A 17,946-nucleotide genomic window follows, 5' to 3' on the forward strand; every position below is an offset into this window, starting at 1 on the left:
GGTCGGGGGTGGTGACGGCCACAGGTCGGGGGCCGGGATTCGTGGGTATGCTCGCCGCCATGCCCACACCCCCCTCCGCCCCTGCAGCACGGGACGAACCCGTCATACGGGAGCGCGGTGACGCCTGCCCCGGCGCACTGCGCCTCCACGCGGCCGACGACGGGTACCTGGCCCGGGTGCGGATCCCCGGCGGGATGCTCGGCGGGGACGCGGCCCTGCTGCTCGCCGACGCCGCCGACCGGCTGGGCGACGGGCACATCGACCTCACCTCGCGCGGCAACGCCCAGCTCCGCGGGCTCGGCGCGAGCTGCGGCGGCGAACTGGCCGCGGTACTGGACCGGGCCGGGCTGCTGCCCGCGCCCACCCACGAGCGGGTCCGCAACATCGTCGCCTCGCCGCTGACCGGCCTGGACCTGCCGGCGCTGCCGGACGTGGCCCCGTGGGTGGCCGAGCTGGACCGGCTGCTCTGCGCCGAGGCCCAAGCGGCCGCCCTGTCCGGCCGTTTCCTGTTCGCCCTCGACGACGGCCGCGGCGACGTGGCCTCGCTGGACGCGGATGTCACCGTCGTCGCCCGCGACGCCGAACACGCCCTCGTGTACGTCGCCACCGCCTCGGCTGCGACCACCTTGGCTGTGACGGCCCCGGCTGCGACCGCCTCGGCTGCGACCACCTTGGCTGTGACGGCCCCGGCTGCGACCGCTCCGGCTGCGACCACCTTGGCTGTGACGGCCCCGGCTGCGACCGCTCCGGCTGCGACCGCCTCGGCCGTACGCGTGGCCGCGGAGGACGTGCCGCGTGCCGCGCTGGCCGCTGCCCGCTACTTCCTCGACGCGGTCCGCGCCGCCGGTACGCGCGCCTGGCGGGCTGTCGAACTGCCCGCCGAACACGCCCTGACCGCCGCCGGGTTGGCGGCCCGCCTGGAAGCCGCCGGCATCCCGGCCACCGCCGTGGCCGCGGCCTGCACCGCTGCCGCACCGGAGGGCCGGCGGAACCCGGGGGAACAGGAACATGGGCAAGGCCCGGACGGCCCCCCCGAGACCCGCCCGGACGGGCCGGGCCCCGAGCCCGGGATCGTCGCCGGGCCCGGCGCGGCCGTCGCACTCAGTGTGCTCGCTCCCCTCGGGCGGCTGACCACCGCTCAGTGGCGGCTGCTGGCCGGGCTGACCGGCCGGATGCGGCTCACGCCCTGGCGCGGGATCGTCGTGCCCGGCGTGCCCGCCGACCGGGCACCGCAGGCCCTGGCCGCGCTCGCCGAGGCCGGGCTCGTCACCGCCCCCGACGACCCCTGGCGTTCCGTCACCGCCTGTACCGGGCAGCCCGGTTGCGCCAGGTCCCTGGCCGACGTCCGCGCCGACGCGCGGGCCGTCGCCGCCCGCGCGACCGGACCGCTGCCCGTGCACTGGTCCGGCTGCGACCGCCGCTGCGGTCACCCCCGCGGCACCGCCTGGGTCGACGTCGTCGCCACCCCGGCCGGCTACGACCTCACCGTCCCCGGCGGCAGCCCACCGCACCGCGGCATCGAGACTTCCGACCACCTGGCCGCGGCCCTCGCGTCCGCACGCCGCACCACCTCCCACGACGACGCAGCGAAGAAATGAGCGAGTACACAGTGTTCGAGTACGAGAAGGACGGCGCGGAGATCTACCGCCAGTCCTTTGCCACGATCCGCGCCGAGGCGGACCTCTCCGGGCTGCCCGCCTCCGTCGCGCAGGTCGCGGTACGCATGATTCACGCCTGCGGAATGACCGACCTGCCCCGGGACCTCGGCTACACGCCGGACGTCGTCCTGCGCGCCCGCGCCGCCCTGCACGCCGGGGCGCCCGTCCTCTGTGACGTACAGATGGTCGCCAGCGGCGTCACCCGCAAGCGGCTGCCCGCCGACAACGAGGTGGTCTGCACCCTCTCCGACCCGTCCGTGCCCGCTCTCGCACAGCGCATGGGCACCACCCGCAGCGCCGCCGCCCTCGAAGTGTGGCGCGACCGCGGCCTGCTGGAGGGCTCCGTGATCGCCGTCGGCAATGCGCCGACCGCCCTGTTCCGGCTGCTGGAGATGATCGAGGAGGGTGCCCCGCGCCCCGCCGCCGTCATCGGCGTGCCCGTCGGCTTCATCGGCGCCGCCGAGTCCAAGGACGCCCTGGCCGCCCACCCCTCGGGCCTCGACCACCTCATCGTCCGCGGCCGGCGCGGGGGCAGCGCCATCGCGGCCGCCGCCCTCAACGCGATCGCGAGTGAGGAAGAATGAGCAGCAGCGCCAGCACCAGCACCATCAGCACCGGCAGCGCCGGCGTCGGCGCCAAGGGCCGTCTGTACGGGGTGGGGCTCGGCCCCGGTGACCCGTCGTTGATGACCCTGCGGGCCGTCGAGGTGATCGGCGAGGCCGATGTCGTCGCCTACCACAGCGCCCGCCACGGCCGTTCCATCGCCCGCTCCATCGCCGCCCGCCACCTGCGCGCGGACCACATCGAGGAGCCGCTGGTCTACCCGGTCACCACCGAGACCACCGACCACCCCGGTGGCTACCAGGGTGCGATGGAGGAGTTCTACGAGGCCTCCGCCGCCCGCCTGGCCGCGCACCTGGACGCCGGCCGGACCGTCGCGGTCCTCGCCGAGGGCGACCCGCTCTTCTACGGCTCGTACATGCACATGCACAAGCGGCTCGCCGACCGCTACGAGGCCGAGGTCATCCCCGGCGTGACCTCGGTCAGTGCCGCGGCCGCCCGCCTGGGCACCCCGCTCGTGGAGGGCGAGGAGGTGCTCACCATCCTCCCCGGCACCCTGCCCGAGGAGGAGCTCACCGCCCGCCTGGCCGCCACCGATTCCGCGGTCGTCATGAAGCTGGGACGCACCTTCCCGGCCGTGCGCCGCGCGATGGAGGGCAGCGGCCGCCTCGCCGAGGCCCGCTACGTCGAGCGCGCCACGATGGAGGGGGAGCGGACCGGCGTCCTCGCGGAGACCGATCCGGACACCGTCCCCTACTTCGCCGTCGCCGTCGTGCCCAGCCGGGTCGGCAATCCCGGCAGCGTGCCGTCCGGGCCCGGCGGGGTCTGCGTCGTCGGCACCGGGCCGGCCGGGCCGCTGTGGCTCACCCCCGAGACGCGCCGGGCGCTGTCCGACGCCGAGGTCCTGATCGGCTACACCACGTACCTGGACCGCGTCCCCGCCAGGCCGGGGCAGATCCGGCACGGCTCCGACAACAAGGTCGAGTCGGAGCGCGCCGAGTTCGCCCTCGACCTGGCCCGGCGCGGCAAGCGGGTCGCCGTGGTCTCCGGTGGCGACCCGGGCGTCTTCGCCATGGCCACTGCTGTGTTGGAGGTCGCCGCGCAGCCCGAGTACAAGGACGTGCCCGTACGGGTCCTGCCGGGCGTGACCGCGGCCAACGCGGCGGCCGCCGCGGCCGGCGCCCCGCTCGGCCACGACTACGCCACCATCTCCCTGTCCGACCGGCTCAAGCCGTGGGAGGTCATCGAGGAGCGGCTGCGCGCGGCCGCCGCGGCCGACCTGGTCCTCGCCCTGTACAACCCGGGCTCGCGCAGCCGGAACTGGCAGGTCGCCAAGGCTCGCGAGCTGCTGCTGGGGCTGCGCCCGGCACGGACCCCGGTGGTCGTCGCCCGCGACGTGGGCGGACCGGAGCAGTCCGTCCGCATCGTCACGCTCGGCACGCTGGAGCCCTCCGAGGTCGACATGCGCACGCTCCTGCTCATCGGCTCCTCGCAGACGCAGGTCACGGAGCGCCCGGACGGCTCGTCCGTCACCTGGACCCCCCGCCGGTACGGCTGAGGGGGCGGGGCGGGGGCGATGGGTTTCCGGGGCTTCCCGGCCGCCCGTCGTCCTTCCGGGGCGGGCCGGCCTGTAAGACGTCATCTCATGTGGCGAGTCTGCGATAGCAGATGAGGGTGCAGGCAATGCTGGTGAAGGCCAGGAAGTGTTCGGCCTTGCGTTCGTAGCGGCGGTGGAGCCGGCGGCAGCCGGCGAGCCAGGCCATGGTGCGTTCGATGGTCCAGCGAGGGCGGCCCGGTCGCTGCGAGGACTCGATGCCTCTGCGGCGTTCGCGCCCGAGATTCCGACGGAGAGGGCAGACCGGTCCGCTCCGTGATCAAGTGGATCTTCGATCCGTCCAACTCCGACAGCAGGGAGCGTCTCCTCCTATGACCGCACAGCCCGCACGCCCTGAGCGCAGCGGTCCCGAGACCGCCTCGTTCATGGATGTCTCGCCGTTCAAGCCTTCTCTCGTCAAAGCGGTGTTCAGGGACGTGACCCCGATGCACGTCTCTCGGTCGGCCGCGTGGGCCGCCGCGTCGGTGACGCGGACAGTGCTGACGGAGATCATCGACGGCGCGAGGGGAGCGGCGGCGAAGGAGGCCCGGAAGAAGCTGATTCCCAGGGACCTGCTTTCGGCGATCGACCGGAACGTCGAGCTCGAGGTGGGGGAGAAGTGGTACGACCACAGCCCGACGTTTCGAGGCCTGACCGGTGTCCTGTACGACGCCGAGGGCGTCATCGTGCCTTCTCGTCAGCGCAGCAGGTCACGCAAGCCGAGTGCTGTGGCCGGCGCCCACAGGTTCGAGGCCGGGGTCAAGAAGCTGCTGCGGAGCCAGGGGGCGGCGGCCGTCCCGGCGATGGTCCGCGACCTGGACGGAATCGCGAGCGTGTTCCTGACGGACCTCGCCCGGGACGCGGCCATGGTCGTCCGCGAGGGCGGGGTCAAACGTTTCGGTACGGTCACCCCAGTGATGCCGGGCGAAACGGCCCCGACCCCGTTCCTCAAGGATTCCCTACGAGCCTGGTCCGCCCGCACGGGGGACAGGCGGACCATCGGCACGGATGACATCCTGGCCGCCACCACGATTCAGTTGTTCGGCGGCAACCTCAGGCAGCGAGCCCTCACCGAGGCACGCGAGGCGACACGGAACACTTCGGCCGGCTGAGCGGGTGCGACCGGCATCGCCGCCTGCACCCTCATCTGCCACCGCCGACTCGCCACATGAGACGGCCTCTACCGCGGTCCGGCATCCGCCACGAGGCAGTGGTGCGCCCGGGACCGCTACGCGCTCCTCGTGGTTCGGCGGCCGGCGGAGGCCGGTGGGCGGCGGCCTCACCGCCGCGCCGGAGGCCTCAGGTGCGCGCCGCGTGCTCGTGCAGCCAGGCCGCCGCGGCCGCTGCGGTGCCGGCTTCCGGGACGCCCTCGGGGACCGGAGGGCGGCGGACGACGAGGACGGGGACGCCGGCCGCGCGGGCCGCGGCCAGCTTGGGGGCGGTGGCGGAGCCGCCGCTGTCCTTGGTGACCAGGAGGTCGATCCGGTGCCGGGAGAGGAGTTCGCGCTCGTCGCCGAGGGTGAACGGGCCGCGGGCCAGCAGTACTTCGAGGCGCGGCGGCACCGGACCGGCCGGGGGGTCCACGGAGCGCACGAGGAACCACGGACGGGTCAGGTGCGCGAAGGCGTGCAGTCCGGTACGGCCGGTGGTGAGGAAGACCCGGGCGGCGCCGAGGCGGGGGAGGAGGGCCGCCGCCCCGTCGAGGTCCGGTGCGAAGGTCCAGTCGTCGCCGGGGCCCGGGGTCCAGCCGGGGCGGCGCAGAGCCAGCAGCGGGACCCCCGAAAGCGCCGCAGCACGGGCCGCGTTGAAGCTCATCCGCTCCGCGAACGGGTGGGTGGCGTCCACCAGGTGGGTGACCCGGTGGGTGGCGATCCAGGCCGCGAGGCCCTCCGGCCCGCCGAACCCGCCGATGCGGACCTCGCCCGGCGGGAGTACGGGTGCGGCGACCCGCCCGGCCAGTGAGCTCGTCACCCGGAACGGAGGTGTGGGCGGGGCGGGTTCGGGGGCTGCCAGGGTTTCCGCGAGACGGCGGGCCTCCGTGGTGCCGCCCAGGATGAGGACGTGCGGCCCGGCGTGCGGTTCAGCAGACATGCCGGTCGCGCTCGGGGGAGTACAGGTGGCTGTCGCGGAACTGCTCGGCGCCGAGGGTGCGGCCCACCACGATGACCGCCGTGCGGACCAGGCCCGCCTCCTTCACCTGGTCGGCGATGTCGGCCAGCGTGCCGCGCAGGATCAGCTCGTCGGGGCGGCTGGCCATCGCCACCACTGCCACGGGGCAGTCGGCCCCGTAGTGCGGCAGCAGTTCGCCGACGACCCGGTCCACGTAGCGCGTGGCCAGGTGCAGCACGAGGAGGGCGCCGCTGCGGCCCAGGGTGGCCAGGTCCTCGCCGGGGGGCATCGGGGTGGCCTGCTGGGCGATACGGGTCAGGATCACGGTCTGGCCGACGGTGGGGACGGTCAGCTCCCGCTTCAGCGAGGCCGCCGCCGCGGCGAACGCGGGCACGCCCGGCACCACCTCGTACGGAATGCCGGCCGCGTCGAGCCGCCGCATCTGCTCGGCGACCGCGCTGAAGATGGACGGGTCGCCCGAGTGGAGCCGCGCCACGTCCCGGCCCGCCTCGTGGGCCCGTACGCACTCGGCGACGATCTCGTCGAGGTTCAGCTGCGAGGTGTCGACGAGGCGGGCGCCGGGCGGGCACTCCGCCAGCAGCTCGCGCGGGACGAGGCTGCCCGCGTACAGGCAGACCGGGGCGGCGGCCAGGGTCCGGGCACCGCGCACCGTGATCAGGTCGGCGGCGCCGGGGCCCGCACCGATGAAGTACACGGTCATGTCTGGGGGTCCTTTTCGTTCGCGGGCAGGGCTTGCTTGGTGACGGACCACTGGGTTACCGGCATCGCCTGCCGCCAGCCGGTGAAGCCGCCGACCGGCACCGCGTGGGCGACGGCCAGTTTCACCAGGTCGCCGCCGTGCCGCCGGTACCGCTCGGTCAGGACCGCCTCCGATTCGAGGGTGACGGTGTTGACCACCAGTCGGCCGCCGGGGGCCAGGGCTTCCCAGGCGGCGTCCAGCAGGCCGGGGGCGGTCAGGCCGCCGCCGATGAACACGGCCTCGGGGGAGGGGAGTCCGGCCAGCGCCGCGGGGGCGGAGCCGGTGACCACCCGCAGGCCGGGAACACCGAGCGCGGCCGCGTTGCGGGTGATGCGGGCCGCCCGCTCCGGGACGCGTTCCACCGCCACCGCCCGGCAGGAGGGGTGCGTGCGCATCCACTCGATGCCGATGGAGCCGGAGCCGCCGCCGATGTCCCACAGCAGTTCGCCGGGGGCCGGGGCGAGGGCGCACAGCGTCGCGGCCCGCACGTGGCGCTTGGTCAGCTGGCCGTCGTGCTCGTACGCGGTGTCGGGCAGGCCCGGGGTCGCGCCGAGGCGCGGGCCGGGCGCGGCCGGGTCGCGGCGGCAGTCGACGGCCACCACGTTCAGGGGGTCGCCGGGTGCGCGGTCCCAGCTGTCGGCGCGGCCCTCGTACGCGTCCTCGCGCTCGGAGCCGAGCTGCTCCAGCACCCGCATCCGGCTCGGGCCGAAGCCCTGCTCGCACAGGAGAGCGGCGATCTCGTTCGGGGTCGCCGCTCCGGCGCTGAGCACCAGCACCCGCCGTCCCTCGTACAGGGCGGCCGCGAGCCGGGCCACCGGACGGCCCACCACCGTGACGACCTCGGTCTCCTCCACCGGCCAGCCCAGGCGGGCGCAGGCGTACGACACCGAGGACGGGTGCGGGTGGACCAGCAGGGCCCCGGGCCCGAGTTCCTCCGACAGTGCGCGCCCGATCCCGTAGAACATGGGGTCGCCGCTGGCGAGCACGGCGACCCGGCGCCCGGCGTGCTCCGCCATCAGTTTCGGCACCGCCGGCCGCAGCGGGCTCGGCCAGGCCACCCGCTCGCCGCGGCAGTCCGCGCCGGGCAGCAGGTCCAGTTGCCGCGGCCCGCCGATCAGCACCTCGGCCGAGGCGAGGGCGGAGCGCGCGGCGGCGGTGAGCCCGGCCCAGCCGTCGGCGCCGACGCCGACGACCGTGACGGGTATGGGGGGCGGCGGTGCGGGGCTCACGGAGCGGTACCTCGGGGCGTAGGGGACGGACGGACCCGCAGCCTACTGGCCGGGAGGCCCGGCCCCTGGTCCACCCCCGCGCAACGGCCGGGCTACCCGCGGTAACTCGCCGTCGCGAGGGCAGCGACGAGGCCGACGTGCCGTGAGCAACCCGGGGTAGCGGCCACCGCGCCCGGTGTCCGGCCCGACGACTCCTTCGGTCCGCGGTTCGGCCGGCGCGGGGCGCCGGTCCGCTCCCGGCGGGCGAAGCCGACCCCGGACGGCGACGCCGCCCGGCGGCTGTGGACCGCCTCGGAGAACCGTGCGAACCGGATTCACGCGGCCTGCCCGACCTCGTCCGGCCCCGCCCAGTCGAACGGGATGTACTTGCTGGACTGGCCGGGCCTGCTCCACTCGAAGCCGAAGGCGTCGGCGCGGTTGGCAGTCGCCCGGCCCCAGGTCACCACCTGCCCCGGCCCCGTCTCGCAGCCCGGCATGTTCGTCGACTGGACGCGCGCGCCCTCCGGGGTGGTGGGCCCGGTGAGCGCTTCGCCGCGGGCCTCGACCCGGCCCGGAACGGCCGCCCACCAGGCGCTGAGGTCCTCGGCGACCTCCATCTCGATGGGCGCGAAGTCCATGCCCCGCATCTCCGCGCCGAGCGTCTCGCCCAGCCGGGCGGGCCACCCGCCGGCCTGCCCACTGAAGATCATCCGGAGCGCCTCGCGCTGGGGCTCGTCGGCCCGCTCGTCGAAGAACACCGCCGCATACGCCTCGGAGTGCTTGGCCCACACGTTGCCGACGAAGGAAGCCAGCATCAGCACGTTGAGGCCGTCCAGGGGCACGTCCCCGTACCGCCCCTCACGGATGTGCCAGGCCAGGACGCCGTCGCAGGCGCCGTACGTCGGCAGCTGCGCGAACGTGCACGGACAGGGCACATGGCACCTGCACGTGTCGAACCAGTCGCCCACTGCACGCCATTTCGGGACCGTCACCGTTTCCGCGGACATCGCGCCGCCTCCTCGTGACCGTGAGCACAGCCCTCCACCCCGATTCTCCCCCCTCCACCCGACCGCGGGCCATCGGGGCGGGCCGGGTCGCACCGCGCGCCGGAACGCCCCCTGTGCTGTCCTGTACGTGTGCGCCGCCTCGACCGCAGTGCCCTCCGGCCACCCCTGAGACCGGCGAACCTCCTGCCGGCGCGGGAACTCGCGCTCGCCTGGTCCCTGATGGCCGCGCTCGCGCTGCTCGCCTGGGCCCTCGTACTCGACCAGGCCCGGGGCATGGGCGTCGCGCCGGGCACCATGGGCATGGACCTGCCGCTGTTCCTGCTGCTGTGGGTGATCATGATGATCGCCATGATGTTCCCGTCCGTGGCGCCGGTGGCGGTCACCTGGGCCCGGTCCATCGGCCGCGCGTCGGCCGGCGCGGCCCGCGCGGCACGGCTGACACAGTTCGTCTGCGGCTACCTGCTGGCCTGGACGGCCTTCGGGCTGCTCACGTACGGGATCCTCGCGCTCGCCGGCACCGCGGTGGAGGACCACCCCGACGCCGGCCGCTGGATCGGGGCCGGCGCGTTCCTGCTGGCCGGGCTCCAGCAGATCGGCCCGCTGAAGGACGTCTGCCTGCAGCACTGCCGCAGCCCCCTGGCACACCTCGTGCGGTACGCCGGCTTCCACCCCTGGGCCCGGGACCTCCGCGTCGGGCTCCACCACGGCCTCTACTGCGTCGGCTGCTGCTGGGGCCTGATGATCGTCCTGATCCCGCTGGGCGTCATGAACGTCCTGGCGATGGCCGCCCTGGCCGTGGTCGTCTTCGTCGAGAAGCTGTGGCGGCTCGGCCCGCTGTTCTCCCTCGCGGTCGGCGCCGTCTTCCTCGCCCTCGCCGCCCTGGCCCCGTTCCACCCCTGGCTCCTGCCCGGACTGGAACCCCCGCAGCAGCCCGTGCCGGACATGGAGCACATGGACATGCTGCCGCCGGGCCCGGCGGCAGTCGTGGTGCCGTAGCCGTACGGCTGCCCCGCAGGCCGTCCGTGACTCCGTCCGCCCCCGGGTTGCGCCAGAGCGCCCCGGACCAGACCTGAACCGGCCCGTGTCGGCCATGGACACTCGGCACCATGGACGACGACCATCCGGACAACCACCCAACAGCCGATGGCACGGCGGGTGTGCCCGGCCGCCCGGCCCGGACGGGAGGAGCCGTGTGATGCCCCGCCGCCGAGGCCGCTCCGGCCGCGCCGAACGCGGTACCCCACCTCCGCCGCGACGAATCCGGCCCCGGCCCCCGGTTGCGGGTGCGCCGCGCGGGTCGGCCGCGGCGGAGACGTCCGGCGCATGAACCGCCGGACACCCCACGACGGCAGCTGCCCCCGTCGGCCGCACCCCGGCGGGAAGGCGGATCAACGACGGGCCGGGGCCTGCCCCGGCCCCTGGGCGGGCGCAGCACCCTGGACCGGCCCTTGCCCCGGCCCCTGCCCCTGGCCCGGCGGTGGGGCGGCCTGTCGGCGGCCCGGATTCGCCGGGCCCATGATGGCCCGCTCGTACAGCGCGCGCACACCCTCTCCGAACCGGCTGCTGTACGAGGTCTTCTCGTCCCCGCCCCCGTCACGGCCGCCGATCACCCCGATCAGGGCGTGCCCGTCGGTCAGCACAGGACCGCCGCTCGTGCCGTTGGGTACGTCCGCGCAATCCAGCCGCAGCTGCGTGGGCCCCTCGGCACGGGCGGTGTTGAAGCACTCCAGCGACTGCTCGGCGGTGTTCGGGAAGCCCACGAGCCGTGCCGGCGCGGGCAGTTCGGCGTCGAACCGGAGCGTCTCCGCCCCCGTCACGTCCTCCAGCTCCTCGCCCGGCCGCCCCGGCCTGCGCAGCCGGAGGAAGGCCACGTCGTAGTCGGGATCCTGGTCCTCGGTCCAGCGCGGGTCCACGTCGATCCGGGTGGGTACCCACACCCCGTACGGGGCCTGCCCGTCCCGGTAGCCGGGCACGAAGGCGAGGTTGGTGCGGAAACCCAGGGCGGCCCGGTACACGCAGTGCGCGGCCGTGGCGACCAGGTCGCCGGCCGGGGAGTGGACCACGACGCCCGAGCAGTGGTGCTCGGGGTCGCCGTCGCTGCCGGGGGAGAACAGCGCCCCGACCGTCGGCTCGCCGGCGGCGGGCCGTGCCACGAGCGGGTCGGAGGGCCGCCATCCCCCCGCCCGCCAGTTCGTGTTGCGCCGCGGGGCGGCCTGCCGCGCGCGCAGCCCCGGATCGGCCTCCGCCTCCCGTACGATCCCGTCCAGCACGGCCGATGCCGTGCGGTCGGCGGTCTCCGGGTCCTGCAGGTACGTTCCGCGGACCCGGTCGCCGGCCGCCGAGTTCGCCACGATGCCCCGCAGCTGCCACGCGTACGCGGCGACACCCGCCAGCACCGCGCAGCACCCGACGAGGAGCAGCCGGCGACCGATGCCCCGCCTGCTGCCCCGCCTGCGCCCTGTGGTGACCATGTGGACTCCCGCCGCCGCCTGCCCCGATTCCCTTTTCCCGCCCCCTGTTCGACGGAGGCGGTCGCGGCGGGAGTTCCCCACGGGCATGTGGTCGTCCTCACAACCATCCGGCCGACTCCCGTCCTGCCGTCCGGCACCGCACCCGCGCCCTCGCCGTGCCCCACCGCGCGCCCTCGGTGCTCCCCGCCGCCGCTCCCTGAAGGTCTTCCTTCCCCGGGGATCCGACTCCCCCGGAACCACGGGCGCGGCCGCTGACCCGGAGAGCGCCGCCGAGCCCGGCCGTTTCCGCAGCCGAGCGGGGTCGTTGACCACCCCGGACGGCGGCGCAGGGCCCCGTCCTCGCACGAAGGGGCAGAGGCCATGGACAGGACCCCCGGCTCGGCGAAGACGGTGCCGATCACCCCGGAGGTGTACGCGTACCTGCTCGCGCAGACCGAACCGCCGACGCCCGTCCAGCAGTCGCTCACCGCCCGCACGCGCGAGCTCGGCGACATCGCGGTCATGCAGGTCCCTCACGAGCAGGCCCGCTTCCTCACCCTCATCACCCGGATCACCGGCGCCCGCCGCGTCGTCGAGGTGGGCACCTTCACCGGCTACTCCACCCTCGCCCTCGCCGAGGGCCTCTCCCCCGGCGGGCGCGTGGTGACCTGCGACATCTCGGAGGAGTGGACGGCGATCGCCCGGGAGGCCTGGCAGGCCGCCGGCGTCACCGACCGCATCGACCTGCGGCTCGGCCCGGCCGCGGACACCCTCGCCGCGCTCCCCTACGAGGCCGAGATCGACCTCGCCTTCCTCGACGCCGACAAGGGCGGCTACCGCGCCTACTGGGACGAGCTCGTGCCGCGGATGCGGCCCGGCGGGCTGCTCCTCGCCGACAACGTCCTGTACGGCGGCGACGCCGCCCGTCCCGACGCCACCGGAAACGCCCTGGCGATCCGGGAGTTCAACGCCCACGTGCGCGCCGACACCCGGGTCGAGTCCGTCCTCCTCACCATCGCGGACGGCCTCACCCTCGCCCGCAAACGCTGACCCGGCCCAACCCGGAACCCGACCCCCCCGAACCGACCCGCCGCAGGGGCATCCTTGGTCATGACAACACCCGACCATGGAGCCACAGTTGACCCAGCAGCCGCCCCGCCCGGCGTCGCCCCGACGCCGCCGCCACATCACCTTCGACCGCCTGCACAACTTCCGAGACCTGGGCGGCTACCGCGGTGCCGACGGCCGTACGGTCGCCTGGGGCGCGCTCTACCGCGCCGACTCGCTGGGCAAGCTCCAGATCGGGGAAGCCGATTGGGACCGCTTCCTCGCCCTGGACGTACGCACGGTCATCGACCTGCGCTACCCCTGGGAGATCGAGGCCAAGGGCCGCGTCCCCACCCCCGAGCCGGGCCGTTTCACCTACGCCAACCTCAGCATCGAGCACCGCCCGTACGACCAGGCCGCCATCGACCCCGACACAGACCCCTGGCGGTACCTGGCCGACCGGTTCGCGGAGGTCGCCGAGGACGGGGTCGAGGAGATCCGGCAGGTGATCGAGCTGATCGCCACCGGGCCGGGCCCGGCGGTCTTCCACTGCACCTCCGGCAAGGACCGCACGGGACTCGTCGCCGCCCTCCTCCTCACTCTCCTCGGGGTGTCCGAGGAGGACGTCCTCGCCGACTTCGCCCTGACCGAACTGGCCACCGAGCGGCTCCTGGCCGACTGGCACGCCGCCAACCCGGACCGCACCATGCGCTGGCCGTCGTACGGGCGTGCGCCGGCGGTCGTCCTGTCCCTGGTCCTCGCCGACCTGTCGGCGCGCTACGGCTCGCCGACCGGCTACCTCACCGACCGCGTGGGCATCACGCACGCCACGCAGAACCGCCTGCGATCCCGGTTCCTGACCTGAGCGATCCGCCGCCGTTCAGCAGCGGAGCGCTTCGAACGCAGCCGACAGGTCTTCTTTGAGGTCGGTCAGGGATTCGAAACCGACGTGGACGCGGATCAGGGGGCCCCGGCCCGCCCAGGTGCCCGGGAGGCGGTGGGAGACCGGGTCGGCGGGGACGACGAGGCTCTCGTAACCGCCGTAGCTGTGGCCGAGGCCGAAGAGGCGGAGGCGGTCGAGCATCGCGTCGACGGCGGCCCTGCCGAAGTCGGGGTGGAGTTCCACCCCGAACAGGCCGGCTGCGCCGGTGAAGTCGCGGCGCCACAGTGCATGGCCCGGGTCCCCCGGGAGGCCGGGGTGCAGGACGGCCGCCACACCCTCCTGCCCGGCGGTCCAGCGGGCGAGTTCCAGTCCCTGCTCGTGGTGCCTGGCCATGCGTACGCCCAGGGTGCGCAGCCCGCGCAGGCCCAGGTAGGCGTCGTCCGCTCCGGCACACTGGCCGAGCCGGATGGCGGCGGCCCGGACGGTCGGATAGCTCTCCTGCGAGCAGACGATCGCGCCGAGGATGCTGTCGGCGTGCCCCGTCAGGTACTTCGTCGCGGAGTGCACGACGACGTCCACGCCCGCGTCGGCGCCGCCGCCGAGCGCCATCGGCCGGAAGAAGGCGGGCGTGGCCCAGGTGTTGTCGGCGATGGTGGTCACTCCCCGGGCCCGGCACGCGGTGGTGAGGGCCGGGACGTCCTGCACCTCGAAAGTGGTCGAGCCCGGGGACTCCAGGTAGAGCAGCCTGGTACGGGGGCGGATCAGGTCCTCGATCGCGGCACCGCCCGCGCGTGGATCGTAGTACTCGGTCTCCACTCCCAGCGCGGCGAGCGAGTCGCAGAACTTCCGGGTCGGCAGGTAGACGGAGTCGCTGACGAGGATGTGGTCCCCGGCCCGGACGTACGCGAGGATCGCCGTGGTGATCGCCGACAGGCCGGAGCAGGTCAGCACCGACGCGTGTCCGCCCTCCAGCTCGGTCAGCGCCTGCTCGAAGGCACGGCCGGTGGGGGTGCCGAAGCGGCCGTAGACCGGGGTGCCCCGCTTGAGGGGGTCTGCCTGCGAGGCCGCCATCTCGGCCGTGTCCCGGTAGAGAGCGGTGGAGGCGCGGTACACGGGCGGGTTGACGTAGCCGCCCTGCCGGGCCGGATCGGAGCCGGCGTGCACGAAGCGGGTCTCCGGTGAGTTCGTGGGATCGTTCACCGGGCCGCCGCCGATGCGGGCAGGGGAGGCCGGGAGGCGGTGTCGGGCCGTGGGCGGCCGCCCAGCAGCAGGGCGAGGAGGGCCGCGCCCGCGCATTGCGCCGCCACCACCGACCAGAACGCGTCAGGGTGGCCGGAGGCCTCGTAGTGGGCGAAGACGAAGCCGCCGACGACGCCGGCGAAGAGCCCGCCGATGCCGGCGGTCAGCCGCTGGATCCCGAACGCGAAGGCGGGGTTGCCGGGGATCCGGTCGACGAGTTCCAGGTCGCAGCGCAGGAAGAGGAAGATCTCGCCGAGGGTGAAGAGCGCGGTCCCGGCCAGCAGGGCCGGGATGCTGCCGAGGGCCATGGCCCCGGTGCCGAGGGCCATCAGCACGAACGACCCGACCACGAGGAGGCGGTAGGAGGCGCGCGCGATGCGGTCGGCGAGGGCCGGCTGGAGCAGCACCACCATGGCGCAGTTGAGCAGCATCACCCAGCCGAGGACCTGGATGCCGGACGCCTCGGCCGCGTACAGGCCGATGAAGCTCTGGAAGAAGAAGTAGAGGTAGAAGGCGAGGGCCGTGAACAGGACGGGACGGAGGGCGCCGCGCAGGACCGCCCGCTTTCCTCCGGGGGCCACGCCCCCGGAGGCTGCGGGGGTGTCGGCCGGGCGGGTTTCGACGGGTGTGAGGGCGGCCTGGTGCGCGGCGGTGATCAGCGCGAAGAACACGGCGAGGCCGGTGAGGAGCAGGACCGGGTCGGCGCCGACCAGCACGGCGGCGAGCAGCGGGCCGAGGCCCATGCCGGCGTTGAGGGCGGCGCTGCTGACCCCGAGGAAGAGCGGGCGCAGCTCGTCGGAGACGCTGGTGACGATGTACGCCTTGTTCGCCGGGAGGTACAGCGCCGGTCCGGCCGCGACGAGCACGACGGCCGGGTACGCGGCCCAGGGCAGGCGGACGGCCAGGCCGAGCAGGACCAGACCGGCCGTGCGCAGGGTCAGCGCGAGCACCATGGTCCGCTTGAGTCCGAGCCGGTTCACGACCGTGCCGCCCAGGATGCTGCCGCCGAACTGGATGAAGGTGGCCGCGGCCACCAGGATCCCGGCGACCCGGATGTCCAGGCCGACGGCCCGGACCAGCAGCACCCCCATGAAGGGGGTCACCATGTAGCTGCCGAGGGCGACGACGAAGGACAGGCCGATCAGGGACTTGAGACCGGCGGGCAGCTCGGCGAAGGTGCGCCATTTCGCGGCTGCTGCGGCGGCGGCCCCGGCGCCCCGGCGTGGCTGGGTCACGGTGCGCTGCTCCCCCCGGTGGCCGCGGACGGGCCGGAGGGGAGGCCGGTGGCCACCGGCCGGTCCGAGGGAAGGCCCCATTCGCTCCAGGAGCCGTCGTACACGGCCAGGTCGCGGTAGCCGGCCAGGGTGGCTCCGAGCGCGAGGACGCAGGCGGTGACCCCGGAGCCGCAGCTGAAGTACAGCTGCTCGCGGTCGCCGGCCGCGGTCTCGAACGCCGTGCGCAGTTCGTTCGGCGGCCGCATCAGGCCGTCGTCCCGCTGGAGCTCGCCGAAGGGCAGGGAGACCGATCCGGGCATGTGGCCGCCGCGCAGGCCCGGGCGCGGCTCGGGGGCGGTGCCGGCGTACCTCTGCCTGGTGCGGGCGTCGAGGACGGCGGCGGCGGGGTCGGAGAGGGCGGCGGCGACGGTTCCGGAGTCCGCGATCAGGCCCGGACGGGGCCGGGCCGTGAAGGTGCCGGGCGGGCCGTCGTACGCCGCCGGCACCGGTTCGACCGGGTGGCCGGCCGCGATCCAGGCGGGCAGGCCCCCGTCGAGGACCGCGGCCCGGTCGAAGCCCATGGCGCGCAGCATCCACCACGCGCGGGCGCTTGAGTAGATGCCCTGGGCGTCGTAGACGACGACCGTGTCGGTGTCGTGCAGGCCGAGGGCGCGCACGGCCTCGGTGAACTCCCGAGGGCCGGGCATGGTGTGCGGCAGGGGCGACGTGTGGTCGGACAGCGGCCCGTCGAGGTCGAAGGGCCGGGCGCCGGGGAGACGGAGGGCGGCGCCGCGGTGGGCGCCGACGGAGGCGTCGAAAAGGACCACGCCCTCCCCGGCGAGGGCGGCCAGCCGATCGGCCGTGACGAGCGGGCCGTGGAGGCCGAGGAGGGCGGCGGAGGCGGTACCGCCGGAACCGGCGCCGGCTGAAGCAGCGTCGGCTGAAGCGGCGTCGGCGGGTGTCATGGCGCTCATGCGGTGCCTCCGGCGGGCGCGGGCGCGGGCGCCGAGAGCCGCCGCCAGCGGGTGTTGTCGGAGAACCAGCCGGCCACTCGTTCGAGGTTGGCCGCGACTTCCTCCTCGGTGTCGCCGTCGACCACGTACCCGGCCAGGAAGAGACCGGACTTGACCCCGCCGTGGTACTCCCGGCCGGCAGCGCCGGTCAGAGCCTCCTCGCGGATGCACTCGGGGCGCTCGGCCCCTGTTTCGCCGGTCGGCAGCTGCTCCAGCACACCGCTCTGCGGGGGGATGCACAGCGCTCCGGCCGGCCGGTAGGAGGGGGTGCCGAGGGTCGGGGGGAGGCCGCACTCGCCGTACAGCCATTCCTTGTCGAGGTCGATGCCGAACGCGTGCCGGACCATGGAGCTGATCATGCCGCCGCCGGTGCGGCTGGCGATCTCGCAGAACACCAGCCGGTCGTCCGGGGTGATCCAGAATTCGGAGTGGAAGGCGGTCTGCGGGGGTGTCGGCAGCTCGGCGAGGACCGCTTGCGCGGCCTTGACGAGGCGGTCGTACAGGGGGTCCTGCGGGGTGAGCGGGAGGTTGGCCACCCAGTCGTCGTCCCGGAAGGACAGACAGTCGTTGAGGTAGCGGAAGGGGTGGACGAACGCCACTTCGCCGCCGAGCACGAGGCCGTCCACGTGGTACATCTGGCCGGGTATGAAGACCTCGATCTCGCTGCTGCCCCGCCACGGGGCGGCGAGACAGGCATCCAGGTCCGCCTCGTCGCGGATGACCCGTGTACCCAGCGAACCGGACTCGGACACCGGTTTGACCACCACCGGGTAGCCGTGCTCGGCGACGAACTCGACGGCGGTGTAGGCCGAGTCGAGCTTGCGGTAGGCGGGTATCTCGACGGGGCCGCCCGCGAGGTGGTCCTTCATGACCACCTTGTCGCGGAAGGCGAGCGCGCTCGCCGTGTGCTGGCCGGGCAGCCCGAGCAGCTCGCGCAGCTGGGCGGCCCGTACGACGTCGGCTTCGGCGCGGGCGAAGACCGCCTCGACCGCGAACTCGCGGGCCAGGCGCAGCGCGGTCTTCTCGACCAGCTGGTTCGTGTCGTAGTCGGCGAAGGCGTACACGTGCGGGAGGTGGGCGTAGCCGTCCGCGTATTCGTGTGCGGTCACGATGACCGGGACGATTCCCGTGCCGGCGAGCCACCGGTCGTACGGTGTCTTGGCGTGCGGCGTCTTGGCGAAGACGAGGATGTGGCGCATCGGG

General features: G+C 74.5%; 16 protein-coding genes and 1 pseudogene. 7 read left to right on the plus strand and 10 right to left on the minus strand.

Annotated features, from left to right (window positions below):
• The first annotated feature begins 59 nt into the window (after positions 1-59).
• Genes HYE82_RS04745 through HYE82_RS04755 form a run of 3 tightly spaced genes read left to right on the plus strand, consistent with a single transcriptional unit; the run spans position 60 to position 3,777 of the window.
• Positions 60-1,598, plus strand: a complete 1,539-nt coding sequence (locus tag HYE82_RS04745; RefSeq protein ID WP_256986922.1) for a cobalamin biosynthesis protein CobG — start codon at positions 60-62, stop codon at positions 1,596-1,598.
• Entirely contained in the window at positions 1,595-2,242 is a 648-nt protein-coding gene (locus HYE82_RS04750; RefSeq protein ID WP_179172644.1) for a precorrin-8X methylmutase, read from the plus strand. The genes HYE82_RS04745 and HYE82_RS04750 overlap by 4 nt, the downstream gene beginning before the upstream one ends.
• On the plus strand, positions 2,239-3,777 hold the full coding sequence (locus tag HYE82_RS04755) for a precorrin-2 C(20)-methyltransferase (RefSeq protein ID WP_179172645.1): 1,539 nt from the start codon (positions 2,239-2,241) through the stop codon (positions 3,775-3,777). The genes HYE82_RS04750 and HYE82_RS04755 overlap by 4 nt, the downstream gene beginning before the upstream one ends.
• Positions 3,778-3,862: 85 nt before the next feature.
• Here HYE82_RS04755 and HYE82_RS04760 read toward each other — a convergent pair.
• Positions 3,863-4,042: pseudogene (locus tag HYE82_RS04760) on the minus strand (transposase); the annotation flags it as partial.
• A 103-nt stretch (positions 4,043-4,145) separates the two neighbouring features.
• Here HYE82_RS04760 and HYE82_RS04765 point away from each other — a divergent pair.
• Positions 4,146-4,925 (plus strand): hypothetical protein, encoded by a 780-nt coding sequence (locus HYE82_RS04765; protein WP_179172646.1) that lies wholly within the window; start codon positions 4,146-4,148, stop codon positions 4,923-4,925.
• Between the two features lie 187 nt (positions 4,926-5,112).
• Here the strand turns inward: HYE82_RS04765 and HYE82_RS04770 are convergent, their stop codons facing one another.
• The 4 genes from HYE82_RS04770 to HYE82_RS04785 all read right to left on the minus strand — a co-directional run bounded on the left by HYE82_RS04770 (position 5,113) and on the right by HYE82_RS04785 (position 8,897).
• Positions 5,113-5,904: a cobalt-precorrin-6A reductase gene (locus HYE82_RS04770; RefSeq protein ID WP_179172647.1), complete on the minus strand. Its 792-nt coding sequence runs from the start codon at positions 5,902-5,904 to the stop codon at positions 5,113-5,115.
• Positions 5,894-6,643 carry a precorrin-4 C(11)-methyltransferase gene (gene cobM, locus HYE82_RS04775; protein WP_179172648.1) on the minus strand — a complete coding sequence of 250 codons (750 nt, stop codon included), beginning with the start codon at positions 6,641-6,643 and terminating at the stop codon, positions 5,894-5,896. The genes HYE82_RS04770 and cobM overlap by 11 nt, the downstream gene beginning before the upstream one ends.
• A complete protein-coding gene (gene cbiE / locus HYE82_RS04780; RefSeq protein ID WP_179172649.1) occupies positions 6,640-7,911 on the minus strand; it encodes a precorrin-6y C5,15-methyltransferase (decarboxylating) subunit CbiE in 1,272 nt (423 codons plus the stop codon). The genes cobM and cbiE overlap by 4 nt, the downstream gene beginning before the upstream one ends.
• Positions 7,912-8,225: 314 nt before the next feature.
• Positions 8,226-8,897, minus strand: coding sequence for a DUF1326 domain-containing protein (locus HYE82_RS04785; protein ID WP_179172650.1), 672 nt, complete (start codon positions 8,895-8,897; stop codon positions 8,226-8,228).
• 219 nt (positions 8,898-9,116) lie between these two features.
• Between HYE82_RS04785 and HYE82_RS04790 the strand changes: the two genes are divergently transcribed.
• A complete protein-coding gene (locus tag HYE82_RS04790) occupies positions 9,117-9,893 on the plus strand; it encodes a DUF2182 domain-containing protein (protein WP_179172686.1) in 777 nt (258 codons plus the stop codon).
• Between the two features lie 392 nt (positions 9,894-10,285).
• On the opposite strand, the gene HYE82_RS04795 is transcribed toward HYE82_RS04790, so the two are convergent.
• Positions 10,286-11,368: a serine protease gene (locus tag HYE82_RS04795; protein ID WP_179172651.1), complete on the minus strand. Its 1,083-nt coding sequence runs from the start codon at positions 11,366-11,368 to the stop codon at positions 10,286-10,288.
• A gap of 360 nt (positions 11,369-11,728) precedes the next feature.
• Between HYE82_RS04795 and HYE82_RS04800 the strand changes: the two genes are divergently transcribed.
• Together HYE82_RS04800 and HYE82_RS04805 are read left to right on the plus strand one after the other, a co-directional pair.
• On the plus strand, positions 11,729-12,397 hold the full coding sequence (locus HYE82_RS04800; RefSeq protein ID WP_179172652.1) for an O-methyltransferase: 669 nt from the start codon (positions 11,729-11,731) through the stop codon (positions 12,395-12,397).
• Positions 12,398-12,473: 76 nt separating this feature from the next.
• Positions 12,474-13,259 carry a tyrosine-protein phosphatase gene (locus HYE82_RS04805; protein WP_179172653.1) on the plus strand — a complete coding sequence of 262 codons (786 nt, stop codon included), beginning with the start codon at positions 12,474-12,476 and terminating at the stop codon, positions 13,257-13,259.
• Between the two features lie 15 nt (positions 13,260-13,274).
• Here HYE82_RS04805 and metC read toward each other — a convergent pair whose 3' ends face one another.
• The 4 genes from metC to HYE82_RS04825 are packed head-to-tail and all read right to left on the minus strand — an operon-like array spanning position 13,275 to position 17,942.
• On the minus strand, positions 13,275-14,477 hold the full coding sequence (gene metC, locus HYE82_RS04810; RefSeq protein WP_309144195.1) for a cystathionine beta-lyase: 1,203 nt from the start codon (positions 14,475-14,477) through the stop codon (positions 13,275-13,277).
• Positions 14,474-15,751, minus strand: a complete 1,278-nt coding sequence (locus HYE82_RS04815; protein ID WP_179172655.1) for an MFS transporter — start codon at positions 15,749-15,751, stop codon at positions 14,474-14,476. Before HYE82_RS04815 ends, metC begins: the two co-directional genes overlap by 4 nt.
• Positions 15,748-16,704 carry a sulfurtransferase gene (locus tag HYE82_RS04820; RefSeq protein ID WP_256986924.1) on the minus strand — a complete coding sequence of 319 codons (957 nt, stop codon included), beginning with the start codon at positions 16,702-16,704 and terminating at the stop codon, positions 15,748-15,750. The genes HYE82_RS04815 and HYE82_RS04820 overlap by 4 nt, the downstream gene beginning before the upstream one ends.
• Complete coding sequence (locus HYE82_RS04825) at positions 16,701-17,942, minus strand: acetyl-CoA carboxylase biotin carboxylase subunit family protein (RefSeq protein ID WP_179172656.1); 1,242 nt, start codon at positions 17,940-17,942, stop codon at positions 16,701-16,703. The genes HYE82_RS04820 and HYE82_RS04825 overlap by 4 nt, the downstream gene beginning before the upstream one ends.
• Positions 17,943-17,946: the final 4 nt, after the last annotated feature.

The sequence above is a fragment of the Streptomyces sp. BR123 genome (assembly GCF_013401435.1).
Classification (GTDB): domain Bacteria; phylum Actinomycetota; class Actinomycetes; order Streptomycetales; family Streptomycetaceae; genus Streptomyces.

Excerpts from the sequence above, each read along its gene's own strand:
- HYE82_RS04755 (WP_179172645.1), top strand. The coding sequence starts at position 2,239 with ATGAGCAGCAGCGCCAGCACCAGCACCATCAGCACCGGCAGCGCCGGC.
- HYE82_RS04825 (WP_179172656.1), bottom strand. The coding sequence starts at position 17,942 with ATGCGCCACATCCTCGTCTTCGCCAAGACGCCGCACGCCAAGACACCG.
- HYE82_RS04785 (WP_179172650.1), bottom strand. The coding sequence starts at position 8,897 with ATGTCCGCGGAAACGGTGACGGTCCCGAAATGGCGTGCAGTGGGCGAC.
- HYE82_RS04790 (WP_179172686.1), top strand. The coding sequence starts at position 9,117 with ATGGCCGCGCTCGCGCTGCTCGCCTGGGCCCTCGTACTCGACCAGGCC.
- HYE82_RS04795 (WP_179172651.1), bottom strand. The coding sequence starts at position 11,368 with ATGGTCACCACAGGGCGCAGGCGGGGCAGCAGGCGGGGCATCGGTCGC.
- HYE82_RS04820 (WP_256986924.1), bottom strand. The coding sequence starts at position 16,704 with ATGAGCGCCATGACACCCGCCGACGCCGCTTCAGCCGACGCTGCTTCA.
- HYE82_RS04765 (WP_179172646.1), top strand. The coding sequence starts at position 4,146 with ATGACCGCACAGCCCGCACGCCCTGAGCGCAGCGGTCCCGAGACCGCC.
- cobM (WP_179172648.1), bottom strand. The coding sequence starts at position 6,643 with ATGACCGTGTACTTCATCGGTGCGGGCCCCGGCGCCGCCGACCTGATC.
- HYE82_RS04805 (WP_179172653.1), top strand. The coding sequence starts at position 12,474 with ATGGAGCCACAGTTGACCCAGCAGCCGCCCCGCCCGGCGTCGCCCCGA.
- HYE82_RS04800 (WP_179172652.1), top strand. The coding sequence starts at position 11,729 with ATGGACAGGACCCCCGGCTCGGCGAAGACGGTGCCGATCACCCCGGAG.
- HYE82_RS04750 (WP_179172644.1), top strand. The coding sequence starts at position 1,595 with ATGAGCGAGTACACAGTGTTCGAGTACGAGAAGGACGGCGCGGAGATC.
- HYE82_RS04745 (WP_256986922.1), top strand. The coding sequence starts at position 60 with ATGCCCACACCCCCCTCCGCCCCTGCAGCACGGGACGAACCCGTCATA.
- HYE82_RS04770 (WP_179172647.1), bottom strand. The coding sequence starts at position 5,904 with ATGTCTGCTGAACCGCACGCCGGGCCGCACGTCCTCATCCTGGGCGGC.